The organism is Cysteiniphilum sp. QT6929 (genome assembly GCF_030035755.1).
GTDB classification, from domain to species: Bacteria; Pseudomonadota; Gammaproteobacteria; order Francisellales; family Francisellaceae; genus Caedibacter; species Caedibacter litoralis.
In genome coordinates this window covers 1,913,359-1,936,765 of record NZ_CP103983.1, presented here as the reverse complement: position 1 = coordinate 1,936,765, position 23,407 = coordinate 1,913,359, and the positions used below count along the sequence as shown (strand labels likewise).

Below are 23,407 nucleotides of genomic sequence, written 5' to 3'. Positions count from 1 at the left end.
CCGTAATTCCGAACTGAGGTTATCTACCATACTTTGAAGACATTTGACTAAACGGACTTATCCCACGATGACCAGAAAACAATTAATCAATGCGATACTTATCGGATCACTCTCAGTCATATTAAGCGCCTGCACACATAATCAATTTAGTGCCTTTAATTCGCCTAATGCTGATAGTCAACCAAAAACACCTGGTTACTACAACCCCAATGATCAAAACTATGCCATGCCACAAAACCAACAACCGATTGTTGAGAATCAGTTCTATTGGAAAGATTCTCATGACAAAGCGGCTGTCGCTCCTGAGTGATCAGGAATTTTTGTTATCAGTATGATCTTTATCTGTATTGGCTTTTGCCAAGTCTAACAGCTTAGCTTTATTAACTTGCAGCTTATAAGCCTGCTCAGTTTCACTAAATACAATCTGATTGTCTTCTACAGTTGTTCTTCCAAAGAGCTTCGCTTTAAGTTTGGCGAGCAATCCTTCTTTCATCGGCGTGCTTAATGAGATATTAAATGCTTTGCTTATTTGTGCTGCATTATTCACCGTTTCAGCATCTTTGCTTTCTTTCACCGCATTCATAAAGTCTTCTGCTAACGCAGGATCTTGCTCTTTCAAGTAATCATACATATTGGCAATATGCTCTTCATTCAACTTAGGCTCTGCGGCAATTGCCTCAATAATGTCATCTTGTTTATCATCATCTGAATCTAAAATCATTTGTGATAACACAATCGCAACATCAGTACTTGGCATGTTTGACTCAATCGTCTGCTCAATCACACTTCTTACCACTGTAGTCGGTGTTTGATCAGCATCCATCGCTGCTTTTAACATACCTGAAGCAATCTTACCAACATTTGGCGCTGTCTCTCTTGCTTCAATTGCTTGCTGCAAGACACCTTTAACTACCTCAGCACTTGCGGAAGGATTAGCATCACTTGCACTGATTGTTTCTCTAAGCGCTGTTCTTGCAATCTCTGTTAAACGTTCAACAGGTGCTTTATTATCTAATGCTTGTGCAAAGTTAGATTTACTATTTTCAATGATCGATTTAACTTCAGGCTTCAAGGCGCTAAGCTCTTTTATCCTAGCATCTGAAACTTTAGTTTCCTGTACCTTGGCTGTAGATACATCGACTTTATTCGCTTGAGCACTTTGTGTAATCACATCAGGTGTTTGTGCAACATTAATCAGCATCTGATATTCAACCAGTAGCACACCATCTTTTGATACTTGTGTACTAAAGTCCGCCTTACCTGAGAATGCACTATTGGGTTTATAGTAAATATTAATTCTGTTATCAACTCTTTCTGTCTCAAGGCGACCTTCATTAGCAGTTAATCCATTCACCACCACTTCTACTTGATCTGTACTAAGCATCGTACCTATCAAGACTGAGCTGCCTGGTAATATCGATGCCGTTAATGGACTGCCTAACGTACCGCTACCTGCTGTAAACGTTAATGTCGGCACAGTGAAGACTGTATTGTTAGCAAAGCCGGCAAACGCTTGATCAAATGATCTCACTGAACCAGAGTCAATCGCTGAAGCACTTGATGCTGTAGCAGCACCTGAGATCCGATACTGACCTTGCGCATTTGGTGTGCTTAAGGTTTCTCGCACTGGCGTGTTATAGATAATAACCGTTGAGGCAGCTAAGGTAGAACCAGAGTTTGGTCTTACAACAAACTGATCATTGCTTGCCGTTGTTACCTGAATACTACCATTGTCAAGCCTTTGAACTTGAGCACCATTTGGTACAAAGACATCCACTGTACCATCATTCCCAATATCCACAGCGGCTTTGTTATCTGTGCCATCAGTTACTCTTGTTTGTTGATCTCGAGGAACAGTGACTGTTGTGTTATTCGCAGTGGTCACTGTAATGGTGTTATTAGATTGCGTTGTCACTTGAGCACCACTGTCAACGATAACATCGCCTTGATTATTACCACCAACATCCAAGGTAATGGTGCCATTATTTGCTTCTGTAATCGTAATGTTTTGATCTTTATCTACGGTTACAACACCGCCATTTGGCAGTGTTACCGTAACTGTGCCATTATTGTTATTCACCACTAGCGTATTCTGTGGTACAACAACATCAACTTCACCATTATTATCAATATCAACAGGTAATAACCCGTCTGACGTCAAAATAAGTAGATTTGTGCTGCTTTGAGTTTCCAATGTACCATCACCATCTAGATAACTCACCACAACATGAATGCTCTTAGCTGCATCATCACCAATTAACAGATAGCTATTACTGGTTGCGCCAACTATCGCACTACCATTACGATACCATTGATATGTAAACACACCTAAACCATCGTTGTCACTGAGTGTATTAACTGCTGTTAATACTTGACCTACTCGGCGCTCACCAGTAATTGTAACAACACCATCTGGTGCATCATTCACTGGCATAACATCGATCGTCATGGTATAGCTTGCGACAGAGTCAGCTATACCATCGTTTACACTAAAGCCAAAACTGGCATAGTTAGTACCATTTGCATTTGCTTGAGGTATAAAGCGCAAATGACCTGCAGCAAGATCACTTGCTGAAATCACGGCATTTAATGTCACATCGTTACCGTTTAACTGTAATGATCCGGCATTTTCAAGTGTGGTGATTTTAATGCTCGATAAAGTACTGTTATCAAGATCCACAAAGTTAAAGTCTGTCGTATTAAAGACATATTGACTATCTTCATTAATCGTAATCGTACGGTTACTTGATAATGGCGCATCGTTCACTGCTATTACATTAATGGTACTGGTGATGGCATTTGAATTGATATCACCATCATTGACCCTAAAACTTACAGTACGCGCTAAGCTACTTGGATTATCTGAAGTGTTTTGATACGTCACACTACGTAATGCTGCCTGATAGTTGGCAAGCGTATCAGTACCTGTTAGGGTTAATACACCACTGGCAGCATTAAAGCTTCCTGTGATATTAGTAGTATCTGTAAATCCAAGCACATCTTGTCCTGCTGCAAAGTTACCCGTAATTGAAATGCTTGCACCTTCAAGATTTATATCATCAACGTCTGTAATTATAACACTATTATCAATGATGCTTGCTGGCGCATTCTCTGTATAACTCAACGTGCTTCCGCCTAAGATCACAGCACTATCATTAACACTAACAACATTCACGGTACTTGTTGCAACAACTGAGTTGCTATCACCATCATTAACAATCCAACTAATGGTTCTAGGTAAAGCGCTTGGACTCTCTGACGTATTTCTATAGGTTATACTACGTAATGCCGCTTGATAGTTGGCAAGCGTGTCACTGCCTGTTAAGGTTAACACGCCTGTTCCTGCATTAAAGCTTCCCGTAATATTGGCTGTATTGACAAACCCAAGAATATCCTCGCTACTAACATGGTTGCCACTGATCGTTACATTGGCACTTTCAATATGCGTATCATCAGGGTCACTGATAACAATTGTTGTATCAATTGCTGTTGCACTATCGTTTTCGGTATAGGTTATACTTGCACCTGCTGTTAATACCGCTGGATTATTAACAGCACTGAGATTAATCGTACTGGTTACCTCACTAGAGGGAGCATCACCATCATTGATCACCCAGCCAATGGTGCGTGATAATACGCTTGGGTTAGCCGATGTGTTTTCATAGGTTACACTGCGTAATGCCGCTTGGTAATTAAGAAGGGTATCACTACCTGTTAAGGTTAACACACCAGTGCCCGCATTAAAGCTTCCGGTGATATTTGCAGTATTTGTAAATCCAAGCACATCTTGTCCTGCTGCAAAGTTATCCGTAATTGAAATCGTTGCGCTTTCAATATGTGTGTCATCAACATCATTGACAACAATACCACCATCGATCGCAATCACACCAGAGCCCTCACTATAGTTAAGAACACCACCAGCACTAATGACTGGTACATCATTCACTGCAGTGATATTAACGGTACTGGTTACAATCGATGAATTTGAATCCCCATCATTGACTCTCCAACTAATGGTACGTGATAACACACTTGGATTATCTGAGGTGTTGCGATAGGTAATGCTTCTTAAAGCAGACTCGTAGTTAGCTAATGTATCACTACCTGACAAACTAAGCACCCCAGTCGCGGCATTATAGCTGCCGCTAATGTTTGCCGTATTGGCAAATCCAAGAATATCCTGTCCAGCGGCAAAGTTACCCGTAATTGAAATCGTTGCACTTTCAACATGCGTATCATCTGCATCAGATAACGTAATACCATTATCAATAACAATGGCACTGGCATTTTCAATATAATTAACAACACCGCCAGCATTTACAATGGGCGCATTATTAATCGCACCTAAATTCACGGTACTGGTCGCTATATTTGAATTTCCATCACCGTCATTTGTCGTCCAACTAATCGTGCGTGATAATGTGCTTGGATTAGATGATAAATTCTGATAAGTAACTGATCTTAACGCCGCTTGATAATTAGCGGCCGTGTCACTGCCTGTTAAGGTCAACACACCTGTTGTTGCATTAAAGCTTCCGCTGATATTTGCGGTATTTGCAAATGCTAAGATATCCTCACCATTGACATAGTTATTACTAATCGTCACTGTTGCACCTTCAATATTTGTGTCATCAACATCAGACATGCTCAGTAATCCATCAATCACTGTTGCTGGGTCGTTTTCACTATAGCTTAATACGCCTCCAGCAGATAAAACGGGAACATCATTCACCGCAGTCACATTAATGGTGCTGGTGACAAGATTTGAATTGGCATCGCCATCATTCACTAACCATCTAACGGTTCTTGACAGCGTACTTGGGTTATCTGAAGTATTTTGATAGGTCACACTACGCAATGCTGCCTGATAATTAGCGATCGTATCACTACCACTTAAGGTTAATACACCGCTGGCAGCATTAAAGCTACCGGTAATATTAGCAGTATTGACAAACGCTAAGATGTCTTCACCATTAACATAATTACCAATCATGCTAACACTTGCGCTTTGAATATGGGTATCGTCAACATCATTAATACTAATACCAGTATCTATCACACTCGCTGGCGCGTTTTCTGTGTAATTTAACGTGCCACCTGCTACCATAACTGGTGCATCATTCACCGCGGTAATATTAATCGTACTTGTCACCGCACTTGAGTTCACATCGCCATCATTAACAACAAAGCTCACGGTACGTGCTAAGGTACTTGGATTATCAGAAGTGTTTTGATAGGTCACACTGCGTAAAGCCGCTTGATAGTTGGCAAGCGTGTCAGTACCTGTTAGGGTTAACACACCAGTTCCTGCATTAAAGCTTCCCGTTATATTAGCAGTATTCGCAAATGCTAAGATATCCTCACCATTAACATAGTTATTGCTAATCGTAACACTTGCGCTTTCTATATTGGTATCATCCGCATCATTCACGGTAAGTGCCGCATCAATGGCACTGGCAGAGTCATTCTCGGTATAGCTTAACGTACCTCCTGCCACCACAACCGGTGCGTCATTCACCGCGGTGATATTAATCGTACTTGTAACCGCTACTGAGTTACTACCACCATCATTAACAACAAAGCTCACCGTACGCGCTAAGGTACTTGGATTATCAGACGTGTTTTGATACGTCACACTACGCAACGCTGCCTCATAGTTGGCAAGCGTATCACTACCACTTAAAGTAAGCTCACCCGTACTGGCATTAAAGCTTCCGGTGATATTTGCCGTATCAACAAACGCTAATACATCCTCACCATTAACATAGTTAGCCGTTATTGTAACCGTTGCTTCTTCAATATGGGTATCATCCTCATCGCTCACAGTAATGGTGCCATCAATGACACTGGCTGCATCATTTTCCGTATAGTTTAATGTTCCACCCGCTGTTATAACAGGAAGGTTGTTCACTGCATTGACATTAATTGTGCTTGTCGCTGCAGTTGAATTGACATCACCATCATTAACAACAAAGCTCACCGTACGTGCTAAGGTGCTCGGATTATTTGAGGTGTTGTAATAAAGCACACTACGCAACGCTGCTTGATAATTAGCGACTGTATCACTACCTGTTAAGGTCAACACACCAGTCCCTGCATTAAAGTTACCGGTAATATTGGCTGTATCCGTAAACTCTAAAACATCCTGCCCTGCGGCAAAGTTACCCGTAATTGAAATCGTTGCACTTTCAATATTAGTATCATCAACATCATTCACGGTAATCGAACCATTAATGACCACTCCTGGTGACTGTTCCGTATAACTTATCGCACCACCTGCCACGACAACCGGTGCGTCATTCACTGCTGTCACATTAATCGTACTGGTGACCGCACTTGAGTTCACATCGCCATCATTCACGACAAAGCTCACGGTACGTGCTAAGGTACTTGGATTATCAGACGTGTTTTGATAGGTCACACTACGTAATGCTGCCTGATAATTAGCGACTGTATCACTACCTGTTAAGGTTAACACACCAGTTCCTGCATTAAAGCTTCCCGTGATATTAGCAGTATCTGCAAATGCTAAGATATCCTCACCATTAACATAATTATTGCTAATGGTAATGGTTGCGCTTTCGATATTGGTATCATCCGCATCATTCACGGTAAGTGCCGCATCAATGGCACTGGCAGAGTCATTCTCGGTATAGCTTAACGTACCACCTGCCACCACAATCGGTGCGTCATTCACCGCGGTGATATTAATCGTACTTGTCACCGCACTTGAGTCAACATCTCCATCATTAACGACAAAGCTAATTGTTCGTGCTAAGGTGCTTGGATTATCAGACGTGTTTTGATACGTCACACTGCGTAATGCTGCCTGATAGTTGGCAAGCGTGTCAGTACCTGTTAGGGTTAATACCCCAGTTCCTGCATTAAAGCTTCCTGTGATATTCGCCGTATTTGCAAATCCAAGCACATCTTGTCCTGTCGCAAAGTTACCCGTAATTGAAATGGTTGCACTTTCAAGGTTGGTATCATCAACATCATTGATGGTAATGGTATTATCAATCACTGTGGCACTATCGTTTTCGGTATAACTTAAGACCGCACCTGCGGTAACTACCGCAGCGTCATTCACTGCTGTCACATTAATCGTACTTGTCACCGCACTTGAGTTGACATCGCCATCATTAACAACAAAGCTCACGGTACGTGCTAAGGTACTTGGGTTATCAGAAGTATTTTGATAGGTCACACTGCGTAATGCCGCTTGATAATTGGCAAGCGTGTCAGTACCTGTTAGGGTTAACACACCAGTTCCTGCATTAAAGCTTCCCGTGATATTAGCAGTATTCGCAAATGCTAAGATATCCTCACCATTAACATAGTTATTGCTAATCGTAACACTTGCGCTTTCTATATTGGTATCATCCGCATCATTCACGGTAAGTGCCGCATCAATGGCACTGGCAGAGTCATTCTCGGTATAGCTTAACGTACCTCCTGCCACCACAACCGGTGCGTCATTCACCGCGGTGATATTAATCGTACTTGTAACCGCTACTGAGTTACTACCACCATCATTAACAACAAAGCTCACCGTACGCGCTAAGGTACTTGGATTATCAGACGTGTTTTGATACGTCACACTACGCAACGCTGCCTCATAGTTGGCAAGCGTATCACTACCACTTAAAGTAAGCTCACCCGTACTGGCATTAAAGCTTCCGGTGATATTTGCCGTATCAACAAACGCTAATACATCCTCACCATTAACATAGTTAGCCGTTATTGTAACCGTTGCTTCTTCAATATGGGTATCATCCTCATCGCTCACAGTAATGGTGCCATCAATGACACTGGCTGCATCATTTTCCGTATAGTTTAATGTTCCACCCGCTGTTATAACAGGAAGGTTGTTCACTGCATTGACATTAATTGTGCTTGTCGCTGCAGTTGAATTGACATCACCATCATTAACAACAAAGCTCACCGTACGTGCTAAGGTGCTCGGATTATTTGAGGTGTTGTAATAAAGCACACTACGCAACGCTGCTTGATAATTAGCGACTGTATCACTACCTGTTAAGGTCAACACACCAGTCCCTGCATTAAAGTTACCGGTAATATTGGCTGTATCCGTAAACTCTAAAACATCCTGCCCTGCGGCAAAGTTACCCGTAATTGAAATCGTTGCACTTTCAATATTAGTATCATCAACATCATTCACGGTAATCGAACCATTAATGACCACTCCTGGTGACTGTTCCGTATAACTTATCGCACCACCTGCCACGACAACCGGTGCGTCATTCACTGCTGTCACATTAATCGTACTGGTGACCGCACTTGAGTTCACATCGCCATCATTCACGACAAAGCTCACGGTACGTGCTAAGGTACTTGGATTATCAGACGTGTTTTGATAGGTCACACTACGTAATGCTGCCTGATAATTAGCGACTGTATCACTACCTGTTAAGGTTAACACACCAGTTCCTGCATTAAAGCTTCCCGTGATATTAGCAGTATCTGCAAATGCTAAGATATCCTCACCATTAACATAATTATTGCTAATGGTAATGGTTGCGCTTTCGATATTGGTATCATCCGCATCATTCACGGTAAGTGCCGCATCAATGGCACTGGCAGAGTCATTCTCGGTATAGCTTAACGTACCACCTGCCACCACAATCGGTGCGTCATTCACCGCGGTGATATTAATCGTACTTGTCACCGCACTTGAGTCAACATCTCCATCATTAACGACAAAGCTAATTGTTCGTGCTAAGGTGCTTGGATTATCAGACGTGTTTTGATACGTCACACTGCGTAATGCTGCCTGATAGTTGGCAAGCGTGTCAGTACCTGTTAGGGTTAATACCCCAGTTCCTGCATTAAAGCTTCCTGTGATATTCGCCGTATTTGCAAATCCAAGCACATCTTGTCCTGTCGCAAAGTTACCCGTAATTGAAATGGTTGCACTTTCAAGGTTGGTATCATCAACATCATTGATGGTAATGGTATTATCAATCACTGTGGCACTATCGTTTTCGGTATAACTTAAGACCGCACCTGCGGTAACTACCGCAGCGTCATTCACTGCTGTCACATTAATCGTACTTGTCACCGCACTTGAGTTGACATCGCCATCATTAACAACAAAGCTCACGGTACGTGCTAAGGTACTTGGGTTATCAGAAGTATTTTGATAGGTCACACTGCGTAATGCCGCTTGATAATTGGCAAGCGTGTCAGTACCTGTTAGGGTTAACACACCAGTTCCTGCATTAAAGCTTCCCGTGATATTAGCAGTATTCGCAAATGCTAAGATATCCTCACCATTAACATAGTTATTGCTAATCGTAACACTTGCGCTTTCTATATTGGTATCATCCGCATCATTCACGGTAAGTGCCGCATCAATGGCACTGGCAGAGTCATTCTCGGTATAGCTTAACGTACCTCCTGCCACCACAACCGGTGCGTCATTCACCGCGGTGATATTAATCGTACTTGTAACCGCTACTGAGTTACTACCACCATCATTAACAACAAAGCTCACCGTACGCGCTAAGGTACTTGGATTATCAGACGTGTTTTGATACGTCACACTACGCAACGCTGCCTCATAGTTGGCAAGCGTATCACTACCACTTAAAGTAAGCTCACCCGTACTGGCATTAAAGCTTCCGGTGATATTTGCCGTATCAACAAACGCTAATACATCCTCACCATTAACATAGTTAGCCGTTATTGTAACCGTTGCTTCTTCAATATGGGTATCATCCTCATCGCTCACAGTAATGGTGCCATCAATGACACTGGCTGCATCATTTTCCGTATAGTTTAATGTTCCACCCGCTGTTATAACAGGAAGGTTGTTCACTGCATTGACATTAATTGTGCTTGTCGCTGCAGTTGAATTGACATCACCATCATTCACAACAAAGCTCACCGTACGTGCTAAGGTGCTTGGATTATTTGAGGTGTTGTAATAAAGCACACTACGCAATGCTGCTTGATAATTAGCGACTGTATCACTACCGGTTAAGGTCATGACTCCAGTACCTGCGTTAAAGCTGCCAGTAATATTGGCTGTATCCGTAAACTCTAAAACATCCTGCCCTGCGGCAAAGTTACCCGTAATTGAAATCGTTGCACTTTCAATATTAGTATCATCAACATCATTCACGGTAATCGAACCATTAATGACCACTCCTGGTGACTGTTCCGTATAACTTATCGCACCACCTGCCACGACAACCGGTGCGTCATTCACTGCTGTCACATTAATCGTACTGGTGACCGCACTTGAGTTCACATCGCCATCATTCACGACAAAGCTCACGGTACGTGCTAAGGTACTTGGATTATCAGACGTGTTTTGATAGGTCACACTACGTAATGCTGCCTGATAATTAGCGACTGTATCACTACCTGTTAAGGTTAACACACCAGTTCCTGCATTAAAGCTTCCCGTGATATTAGCAGTATCTGCAAATGCTAAGATATCCTCACCATTAACATAATTATTGCTAATGGTAATGGTTGCGCTTTCGATATTGGTATCATCCGCATCATTCACGGTAAGTGCCGCATCAATGGCACTGGCAGAGTCATTCTCGGTATAGCTTAACGTACCACCTGCCACCACAATCGGTGCGTCATTCACCGCGGTGATATTAATCGTACTTGTCACCGCACTTGAGTCAACATCTCCATCATTAACGACAAAGCTAATTGTTCGTGCTAAGGTGCTTGGATTATCAGACGTGTTTTGATACGTCACACTGCGTAATGCTGCCTGATAGTTGGCAAGCGTGTCAGTACCTGTTAGGGTTAATACCCCAGTTCCTGCATTAAAGCTTCCTGTGATATTCGCCGTATTTGCAAACGCTAACACATCCTCACCATTGACATAGTTATTGCTAATGGTAATGGTTGCACTTTCAAGGTTAGTGTCATCAAAATCAGTAATAGCAAGGGTATTATCAATCACTGTGGCGCTATCGTTTTCAGTATAGGCAATTATTGCACCTGAGTAACTCAGCTTATAAACGCGAGCATGCCCAATATCCGTGGCACCGACATCATTTCTTGGTGCACCTAATGCTATCATTGAACCTGAGTTATTCAAGGCAACTGCATAACCTAATTGTTCACCAGAACTACCATCAATATCACTTAACACTTGAATCCAACTGCTGCCATTATATTGGTATAGACGTGCATGACCACTACTATCTCCATTACCATCATTTTGACTAGCACCTATAAGAACCTTAGTACCATCACCACTTAACGCAACTGATGCCCCTGATTGATCAGACAATGCTTCACCCAAAATTGGACTGCCTAAAAGATCCCAATCGCTCGTGCCCGTATTGTAATAATAAATCTTCACTTGACCACTATCATTACCATTAGCATTATCATTAAAGTTAGCACCAACTGCTAAAGTCAGCCCATCATCACTCAAGGCTACTGATGTCCCAAACCGATCATTAGCGGCGTCACCATTGAGCGTACTGCCTAACTGCTCCCACGTACTAGTACCTGTGTTATATTTGTAAGCTTTACTATAGCCACTGTTAACACCATTGACTGTATCACCCAAAAACGCACCAACAACTACACTTAAGCCATCACCACTAATAGCTATCGACGAGCCAAACTGATCATTAGCAGCATCCCCTTCAATTGCTGCACCTAATAGATCCCACATCATCGTGCCCGTATTATACTGATAAACACTCATAGCACCACTAGCAGTACCCGCCGCACCATTATATTGCCTTGCGCCAACAGCTAAAGTCCGTCCATCGTCACTTAAACTCACGGCTGCACCAAATAAACTGCCTGCAGTTAAACCATCAATATCAGCGCCTAAAAGCTCCCAAGCACTGGTGTTTGTGTTATAGCTGTAAACGCGAACATGCCCACTGTCAACACCATTAACACCATCATTTAAACGCGCTCCAATCGCAACCGTTTGACCATCAGCGCTCAGACTAATACTACCACCTGAAAAATCATTAACCGCTTCACCATTGATATCTGCACCTAGCTGCGCCCATGCGCTGCCATTATAGCGATAAACTTGCACATACCCGGTGCTTGAATTATTCGTAACGGAACCAACTGCCATCGTTAGCCCATCTGAGCTTAATGCAATTGACTCACCCAACTTATCAGATCCAACCTTACCGACAACATCAAGCCCTAATTGCGCTAACGATGGCGTGCCTAAGGTGCTATCAATAATAGGCGCAATACTCACACCTGTTACATTAATCTCTTGTGTTAACGCACTGCTTGTCGCGCCATCACCATCATTGACTGTAATCGTAATCGTACGCTGTGCCGCTGGAGTTATGGATGAGTTGGTATATTGAATCGATTTAACCAATGCTCTCACCGCAGCATCTGTGGCATTAACACTCGTAAAATTAACCACCAGATTATTCCCTGCACTACCATTACTCACAATGCTACCAATAATATTCCCTTCAAAACTGACATCCGTGCCACTAACACCGATTTGATCAGTTCCCGTGCCCTGATTCTCAATGCTAAAATGATCCTCACTATTGCTGGTATTTACTAATGTTAAATTACCACCATTAAAGTTTGCCGTATCAACATCTATCACAACAAAGGCGTTTGTTAAAGTCGCAATATTATACGCTGGATCGCCTTCAGTTACCGTAATTGCGGCAAGAGTGCCTAAATTACTATTGGCAGGTAGGTCAAACAAGTAAGCCTTACCAGCGCTGCTTAAGCCTGAGACATCTTTAGCTGAGTTACCAACTAATACTCGACCATTGTCAATCACAATAGTACCGTAACTACCGCCAAAACCATCATTATCGAGTGTATCACTTCCTTTGAAGCTCTCTAATAGCTGCCAACTGCCTTCCAAATAGCGATAAACCAATGCCTCTGTAGGGTTGTTTCTGTGTGACGCAATCACTGTTTCACCTTCTATCGCAACAGAGAATCCAAAATTACCATTCGCAACTGGAGTTTGGGCAGTCAGCATGACTTCCTGTGCCCAGCTAACACCGTTAAATCGATAAATATAAACAGCACCCGCTCCAGCAGATGCCGCTATACTTGCATCACCACTACCAAGCACAATCACATCTTTATCCATGGCGATGTTATAGTTTATATTACTGGTTTGAGTAACATCACCAACACTGATTTTTTGCTCCTCATCCCACATATCCGTCGTGTCATTAAAGCGGTAAACATAAACAAGACCTGTCTTGGTTAACCCAACACTTGCTGATATTGCAATGGCGTTATTACTGATAGCAACACTAGAACCAAAGCGGTTATTTGCCGCACCATCACTGGCATTTAATTTCTGCTCAAGTGTCCACGTTTGACCATCATAGCGATAGACATAAGCTGAACCAGAACTACTGCCATTATCATCATCTCCAAATGAGCCTACCACCAGCGTATTGCCAGACTGGGCAAGGCTAATACCAAACTCATCACTAGCAGCGATATCAACAGGCACAATCTTTTGTGTTTCAATCCAGTTGCTGCCATCATATTTAAAGATATATACCGCACCTCTATTGCCATTGTCACGTTGTGCGGAAACAAACAGCATATCGCCATCCAATGCTACCTGCGCACCAAATTGCGCATTACTGGTCGCATCACTGGCAAGCAGTTTCGTTTCAATCCAGTTGCTGCCATCAAAACGATAAACATACACTGCACCATTTGTACTTAATGCACCACTATCCTCAAACTCAGCACCAATTGCCACCACATTACCTGACATCGCAACCGATGAACCAAAGAAATCAGCTACTGCTGCATCTGAGGCAACAAAGGTGTTAAGCTCACTCACTGTAATGTCTTTATTCACAAAAACAGGCGCATCGGCAACCGCGCTTAGATTAATCGTACTGTCTACACTCACAGAATCAACATCACCATCATTGACCACAAAGCTAATTGTCCGTGCGGCAGTATTTGGCGTATCTGACGTGTTTTGATACGTGACACTACGCAAAGCCGCTTGATAATTTGCCAAAGTATCATGCCCCACTAAGGTCAACACACCACTGATAATGTTATAAGATCCTTTAATCGTCGCTGTATCGGTAAAGCCTAAAATATCTTCAGCCATCGTAAAGTTATTACTGATGGTAATGGTTGCCCGCTCAAGATGCGTATCATCTATATCACTAATTGCCAAAGTGTTATCAATGACTTTTGCGGCATCATTTTCAGTATATGCAATCGTCACACCTCCGGTTAATGCCGGAACATCAGGCACTGAGGTCACATTAACCACTGCATTAATCACATTGGAATTATCATTGCCATCAAATACCGTAAAGGTAATACCACGCGCTAACACAGACGGTGCCTCAGAGGTATTTTGATATTTGACTGAGCGCAATGCCAACTCATAATTGGCTAATGTATCTGCGCCACTTAATGATAATACACCAGTACCTGCATTAAATGATCCTGTGATATTGCCTACTGATGTAAAACTTAAAACATCTTCACCATTAGCATAATTGCTATTAATCGTCACCGTCGCAGATTGAATCTGGGTATCATCACCATCGTTGATCGCCAAGGTGCTATCGATCACCGTTGCGCTATCATTTTCAGTGAAGTTTAAGACCCGTCCTGCAAAATCTAAGCGATACGTACTCACACGACCACTATCCGTGCCATTGACCGTATCACTATTTACTGCACCAGCGCTTAAGGTTCTACCATCACCACTTAACGCCACCGAATAACCAAATTGATCATCCGCAGCTGCACCATCAATTTCAGTCACAAACTGCCAGACGTTGTCAATATAACGATAAATACGGACATGCCCAGTTAGACCATTATTATGGCGTGAGCTAATCGCAAGAATCTCACCTTTACCACTGATTGAAACTGACCAACCAGATTGATCACCCGCAGCCTCTCCATTAATATCACCACCTAACTGTATCCAGCTTGAGCCATTGTAACCATAGACGCGTACTTGCCCACTATTGTTACCATTGACATTGTCATTAAGCCGTGCACTAATCGCAACTTTAGATCCATCATCGGTTAATGACACTGAATAACCAAAATTATCATCCAATGCTTGACCTGTGATCGCACTACCAACGAGCACCCAGCTTGAGCCATTATAGTTATAGACTTGGACATAGCCATTGCCAACAGCAGGAGAGCTCGCACCAATTGCCACTGTGTTACCATCCTGACTTAAGGACACACTCTTACCTAAAATATCACCCGCGGCTAATCCTTCAATGTCTAAACCAAGCTGTGACCAAGTGCCACCACTATAACGATAGATTTCAACCTGTCCGCCATTATTATTGCCATTGCTGTCATTAAGTGCCGCACCAATTGCTACTGTCTGACCATCGCCACTTAAGCTTACTGCTGACCCTGATCTATCTGAAGCTGCTTCACCGGCGATATCAAGTCCTAACTGCACCCAGTTGCTGCCATTATATTGGAAAACACGCACATGACCGGAGTCTGTGCCACCATCATCGCTGTTCTCTGCACCAATGGCAACGATCATGCCATCATCACTTAGTGAGATAGCCGAACCTGAGTTATCGCCCGCAAATTCACCCAGAATATCGCTACCTAATTGCACCCATGCACTGCCATTGTATTGATAAATCTGTACCACCCCTTGATTGCTGGCATGGGCTTTTGATGCGACAGCAATCACCGAGCCATCATTATTCACTGACACCGCATGTCCTAGATTATCAAACGCTGCGGCACCATTGATATTAGCACCCAATTGATTTAAGGTGACCGGACCTTCAAAAGTGGTTAATTTAGGATCGATATTTGCCAAGACATTAATGGTCAATGGATCACTGCTTGATAAAGTACCATCATCTGATAAAACTGTTAATGTATCAGCACCCGTAAAGCTTGTTGTAGGCTGATAACTCATGCCATTTAAAGCGGCATTGATATCAGTAAGTGTGCCCGTAATTTGCATACTTGCACTGCCATTACTGCCACTATTAAAAGTCAAACCCGTAACCTGTGATAAGGTTAAAATACCATTAGTCACCGACAAAGTAACCGTACTGTTGCTATTATCATCTGCAATGCTAATCACATTGGCATTGGCAGTATTAAACACCAGCGTGTTATTTTCTTTAATAACCTGTGTCGCAGGAATGGTATTTACTGGTGCACTATTGACCGCAGCAACATTAACCGTTGCGGTTAATACTGCAGAGTCAACATCACCATCATTAACTTTAAAACTTACCGTACGACTTAATTCACTCGGGGCTAATGAGGTATTTTGATACGTCACACTACGTAATGCTGTTTGATAATTGACAAGCGTATCCGTACCCGTTAATGTCAACACCCCAGTGGCTGTATTAAAGCTTCCTGTGATATTTGCAGTATTAACAAATCCTAAAACATCCTGACCATTGACATAATTTGCCGTAATTGTCACTGTCGCACTTTCAATGTTGATATCATCAATATCACTGATCACCAATGCTGGTTCAATCACCGTTGCCGCATCATTTTCAACATAATTAATGACAGAGCCTGGATAGCTTAATTGATACACACGAACCTGACCGGCATTTGTTATTGCCCCAGGGTCATTGTATTGCGCACCAACAGCAAAGGTTTTACCATCTGCACTGATGGCAATACCCCGACCAAACTGATCATCCGTCGCTTGACCTTCAATATCTGTTAATACTTGCGTCCATGCGCCTGCGGCATAACGATAAATCCTTGCAACACCTTTATCCACACCACCGGCATCCGCACCAATCGCACCAGTAATGAGCATATCGCCATCATCATTTAATGCAAAAGACATACCCAAAATGTCATTAGCGTTTCCAGCAATCTGGCTGCCTTTAAGACTCCATACACTGCCCGTCCACTCATAAACTTTAATCAGACCTGCAGCACTATTATTCAACGGCGAACCAATCGCAATCGTACTACCATCAGCATCAACACTCACCCAATGACCAGATTGATCGGATGAAGCACCACCTAATATTGGCGACCCTTTTGCCACCCAGCTGCTGCCATTGTAAGTGTATACTTTGGTCTTACCTGCATTGTTAAATGCTTCATCATTATACTTAGCACCAATCACTAAAGTACTGCCATCACGACTTAATGCCACCGATGAACCAAACTCATCACCTGCATTCTCACCATAAATCACCGTTTGCTGCACCCAATTGACACCATCATAGGTATAAACACCAACAAAACCTGTATTGGTATTATTTTTTCTTGCTGCGAATACTAGCTTACTGCCATCACCACTTAAAGCAATTGAACTACCGGCTTCATCAAACTGTGAAGTCCCTACTACATCATTACCGACCTGCTGCCAATCAACACCGGTAAAATCATATACACGTATTTTACCGATCTGATTAAGTCCTCCGTTATCCGCTAACGGTGCACCTATGGCAATACGCAATCCATCACTACTAATAGCGACTGAATTACCTGCAAAATCACCTGTACTTGGTCCTGCAATCGCTGAACCCATCGCTACCCAGTTGTTACTGATATATTGATAAACGCGAACCTGTCCACTATCTCCACCATTAGCATCTTGCTGTGGCACACCCACAACCATTACCTGACCATTAGCACTCATGGCAATCGCCGCACCCAATAAACTACTGGCTTCATCACCATCAATCGTAGCACCTAGCTGATTAAGCGTTGGCACACCAGAAAAACTTTGTAACACTGAAGCATCATTCACTGGATTCACGGTAATGCTGATCACATCACTATCGCTCAAAGGTGTTGTGACATCATTATCTTCACTTAATATCGTTAAGCTATCACTGCCTGTAAAATCTGGATTGCCTGCGTATATCAAACCATTTAATGCCGCATTAATATCGGTAATGCTACCACTAAACTTCATGCGACTTTCACCATTACCACCAATCACAAAGGTCAAACCCGTCGTTTGTGACAAGGTCAAACGCCCCTTGGTTACCGTTAATGTCACACTCAATGCTGCATGATCAGCATCTGCTACACTGATCAAGTTACTATTAGCAGTGTTAAACACCAACGTGCTATCCTCATCAACTGACTGTGCCCCAGGCACTGTATTCACTGGCGGATCATTCACCGGAGCCACATTAAACGAAATCACTTCAGCAACCGAACTATTAAGTCCATCATTGACTACAAAGCTCACCTCTTTGCTGCCTGCAACACTGATATTTTGATTAGACTGATATGTTACTGAGCGCAATACCGTTTGATAATTCGCAATCGTATCATTACCACTTAAACTTAATACACCTGTTGAGGCATTATAGCTTCCTGTAATGTTACCCAATGCCGTGAAAGCTAAAATATCCTCTGCGGCATTAAAACCATTGCTAATCGATATCGTTGCAGAAACTAAATGGCTGCTATCAATATCACTAATCACTAAGCTATTATCAATAATTTGTGCTGGATCATCTTCATTGTAAGTATAACTTGGTCCAGTGTAGTTAATGTTATAAACACTAACCCTACCGGCATCTGTCCCCGCATTGTCGTTATATTTACTACCTACCACAATGCGTTGTCCATTCGCAGAAATCGCTGTACCATGACCAAATTGCCCACCACCCATCTCGTCACCTGCTGATCCAGAAACGGTGGTCAATAATTGCCAATCGCCATTAAAGTGATAAATGTATACTCTACCGGCATCAGACCCTGTTGCATCATTTAATGGTGCAGCAACAACTAGCGTCTCACCATCAGCACTGAGCTGAACAGCACGTCCGAGCTTATCAAAGGTGCTAGCACCTGACAATGTTGTACCTTTTTGTACCCAACTTGAGCCATTCCAGGTATACACATATACTGATCCCGCATCAGTGCCGTTTGAGTCCGCTTCATGCGCCCCAACTGCCAATGTCAATCCATCAGCACTCAACGATACCATATTACCAAATTTATCAGCTGCAAGTGCACCTAAGAGCTCACTACCTAGCTGAATCCAAGCACTACCATTCCATTGATAAACCTTAACATTACCACGATTGGTTGCTCCCTGATCATAACCATGACCACCCGCAGCAACAATGGTGCCATCAGCACTCAATGTAACCGAAACACCGAACTCATGTGCACTTGATCCAGCATCACCCAAGAGTTGTGTCCCCATCTGCACCCAGCTGTTTGTGCTACTGTTATATTCATAAATACGTACAGCACCTGTAAATGTATTGGTTCCATAAAAACCTACCACGAGTCGGTTACCATCGGCACTTAGCTGATTGCTCAGTCCTGCATATTGGTTAACATTTTCTCCTGCAATGGTATTACCTTTTTGCACCCAGCTATTACCATTAAAATGATAGACTTTAACACCGCCAGCATTTTGAACAGGGTTATCAGCATCTGCCATACTAATAGATATCGTCAAACCATCTGCACTAAGGCTTGTTCTAGTTGCGCCAAGATAGCCAAAATTTACATCCCCTAAAATATCACTGCCTATCTGCAGCCAAGTGCCGCCATTATCTTTATAAATACGTACTCGTCCCTTGGCGCTATTATAGTCAGCCTCAGTAACAGCAAAGATCGATCCATCAATATTGGTTGATACTGCAGATCCTAAGTGCATATTAGCGGCACTACCTAAGAAATCACTACCAACCTGCGTCAAAGTTGCACCACCCTGACTGGTGGCAATTGACGGTGCTTGAGCACTTAATTTAATGTTAGCATTTAATGTGGGCGAGTCATTCATCCCATCATTAATAACAAAACTCACCGTCCGTGTTGCCGTGTTGCTAAAGATCGTATTGCTATAGCTCACTGAACGCAGTACTTGTTGGTAATTTGCCAAACTATCAACACCGCTTAAACTCAGCACACCCGTTGTTGCATTAAAACTTTTAGTGATGTTAGTTCCCGTGACCGACGCATCTAAAACATCTTCCCCTTGAACATAGTTACCACTTATCGTTACTAAAGCCGATACTAAGTTATCAACACTGATATCAAAGACGCTTATGCCATCATCAATTGCCTTAGCACCACTTGCTTGATTATAGCTTAGTACCGTTTGACCGTAATTAATGTCATAGACACTAACTCTACCCGCATCTGTCCCTGCGGTATCATTTAACGTGCTACCTATCACAAGGCGCTGCCCATTAGCAGAAACAGCTGTTCCTCCACCCCAATAGCCTCGACCTAATTCCTCATTTGCAACACCAGAAATCGTGCTTACTCGTTGCCAATCACCATTAAAGCGATAAACATAAACACTGCCAGAGTCAACGCCATTATCATCGTTAAGTGGTGCATTAACAACCAGCGTCTGACCATCGGCACTTAGCCTGACAATACGCCCAAACTTATCATTTGCGCTAGCGCCTAGCAATGTCATACCCTTTTGCACCCAGCTTGAGCCACTCCATGTATAGGTATACACTGCACCACGACTAGTACCACTTGAATCTGCCTCATCAGCGCCAACTGCCAATGTTAAGCCATCGGCACTTAAGGAGACTGAATTACCAAACTTATCATCTGCAAGCGCACCTAAGAGCTCACTACCTAGCTGATTCCATGTGCTACCATCCCACTGATAAACCTTAACACTACCACGATTAGTTGCACCCTGATCATACCCATTACCACCCGCAGCGACAATGGTGCCATCAGCACTTAACGCAACTGAAACCCCCAGTTGATGCGCACTTGATCCAGCATCACCCAAGAGTTGTGACCCCATTTGTACCCAGCTGTTTGTGCTGCTGTTATATTCATAAATACGTACCGATCCTCTAAATGTGTTGGTTCCATAAAGTCCGACTGCCAATCGATTACCATCAGCACTTAGCTGATTACTCAGTCCCGCATACTGATTTATGCTATCGCCCAAAATAGTGTTACCCTTTTGTACCCAGCTGCTGCCATTAAAATGATAAACCTTAACACCGCCAGCATTTTGAACAGGGGTATCAGCATCTGCCATACTAATAGATATCGTTAAGCCATCTGCACTCAAGCTAGTTGCAGTTGCACCAAAATATTCAAAGCTGACATTTCCTAAAATATCACTGCCCATCTGCACCCAAGTGCCACCATTGTCTTTATAAATACGCACTCGTCCTTTACCATTATCATATTGAGGTTCGGTAACAGCAAAGACCGATCCATCGATATTGGTTGACACTGCTGAGCCTAAATTGATATTGGCACTACTGCCATTAATACTGCTCCCCACCTGCGTCAACGTTGCTGAGCCTTGATTACTGACTAAAATCGGCGCATCTTGATCATTGATAACCTCGTACACAATAATATGACCTGAATTACTGCCATTACTGTCATTATTCTTTGCACCAACCACCAAGCGGTCGCCATTAGCATTAAGCGCTAACGGTAAACCAAACTCATCTCCAGCTGCCTCTCCATTGATGTTAACGCCAAACTGCTCCCACTGTGAGGTCGTTGCATTCCAATCAAATAATCTGACACTCCCTGAGTCAGCACCGTTGCCATCGCTAAAATACGCACTCGCGGCTAAACGTGTGCCATCCTTGTTTAGTGACACCCATGACCCAAAGTTATCATTAGCAAACTCACCATCAATATCTGATCCAATCTGTTGCCACTGGGATGCACCACTATTCCACTCAAATACACGAACATGTCCAATATCATTCGTACCATTTAATCTCGCACCAACCGCTAAACGCGAACCATCACCACTGATGGATGTTCTAAAAAACTGATCTCCAGCTGCCTCACCAACCAACACACTGCCCATTTGATCCCATTGCGATGTCCCGCTATTCCATTGATACACCGTCACGCTACCTGAGCTTGTCCCATTAGCATCACTTAATCTAGCACCCACCGAGAAACGCAAGCCATCGTCACTTATCGATACTGAACTACCAAAGTTATCACTACCTATAAGACCATTAATCTGATTTCCTTTTTGCACCCATGCCGATCCATTCCATTCATATACTCTTACTTGTCCTGCATTACTTGCAATCTCATCATTAAATGGTGCGCCAATCACTAAAATCGACCCATTAGCGCTTAATGAGAGATCAAAGCCAAATTGATCACCGGCTGTTAGACCATTGATTACACTACCCACTAAATCCCATTGCGATGTGCCACTATTCCAATCATATACTTTGACAGAGCCTGAGTTTACGCCATTGTTATCGTCATATTGCGCACCAATCGCTACACGTGAACCATCCAAATTCATCGTAATGGAGTTACCAAATAAATCATTCGTACCATCACCATTGATTGTTGAGCCCATCTGATCCCACTGAGATGCGCCACTGTTCCATTGATATATTTTGACATATCCAGGTCCTGTACCATTGCCTGTCTCTGCTGCACCAACTGCCATCCGTGTCCCATCTTGACTCATCACAACAGCTGAACCAAATTGATCATCGACACCATCACCAACAATCTCCTGACCAAGCTGAGTAGCTGTCAATTGATGTAAATATTGACTAAATGACAAAATGGCGCCATTTTCAACATCCTGTGTGTATTCCAAAATGCTATCACCGCCCAGATGTTCTGCCCCTGTGATATCCTCTGACGCTGCAATATCAGCGCTGGTTAATGCTTTTAATTCATCGATAAAGGCTTGCCCTTTATCCCCTTCGGCTACATTACAACCGTAGAATAAAATATCACCTTGCTCAGTAAGCGCTTGACCCCATTGTTGTAATTGCATTTGATATTGTGCTAAGTTATTTGACGTTAAATCAACACTACCTAGCTCAAGCTTCGCCTGATCACCATGACTGATAATATGCACGGCATCAAGATTATTGTATTTAGCTAATAACTCAGCAATCTTATCAACACCATCCTGATCAGGCAAAATAACCTCAATCGCCGCTTTACGCGATATGCTGTCAATCAAAATATGCGGGTCTTTAACACGTGCATCAACAATTACCACTTCCTTGAACTTACTATAATCAGTTTGAAATCCTTCAACATTGGCTTCTATTGCCTGCAATAAACTCTCTGTCGCATGCGCTTGTTCATTCTGATCAATCGCATTGAGAATATAGATTTGCTCTTGTTCAGATACACCATCCGCTAAATCTACCGTTTCAATCGCTGCACCGTCAAACATAAACCGTGGTTCAAGCTCTTGTAACAAAGATGGATACTGATCCGGCAGACGCAACAAAGCCTTATCGTTGCCCTTTTTCTTCTTGAGCTTATTAACATTGACTTTATCGACACGCTGTTTAGCCTCCATTGCCTCTACGTGTTTTTGCTTTTTAAGAAATATGCTATCGCTTAGATTGTTTAATTTCTCTTCAGACAGCTGTTGACGTATTATTTGATATACTTTCTTAATCATGGCGGGGTACCTCTTTTTTGC

Annotated in this window: 2 protein-coding genes; one reads left to right on the top strand and one right to left on the bottom strand. The window is 42.8% G+C overall.

Features of this window, described 5'->3' with window-relative positions:
• Positions 1-67 precede the first annotated feature (67 nt).
• The gene (locus tag NYP54_RS08410) at positions 68-310 is read left to right on the top strand and encodes a hypothetical protein (protein WP_283156131.1); all 243 of its coding nucleotides are present in this window, start codon (positions 68-70) and stop codon (positions 308-310) included.
• Here the strand turns inward: NYP54_RS08410 and NYP54_RS08405 are convergent, their stop codons facing one another.
• Positions 311-23,386, bottom strand: coding sequence for a DUF4347 domain-containing protein (locus NYP54_RS08405; RefSeq protein WP_283156130.1), 23,076 nt, complete (start codon positions 23,384-23,386; stop codon positions 311-313).
• Positions 23,387-23,407 lie beyond the last annotated feature (21 nt).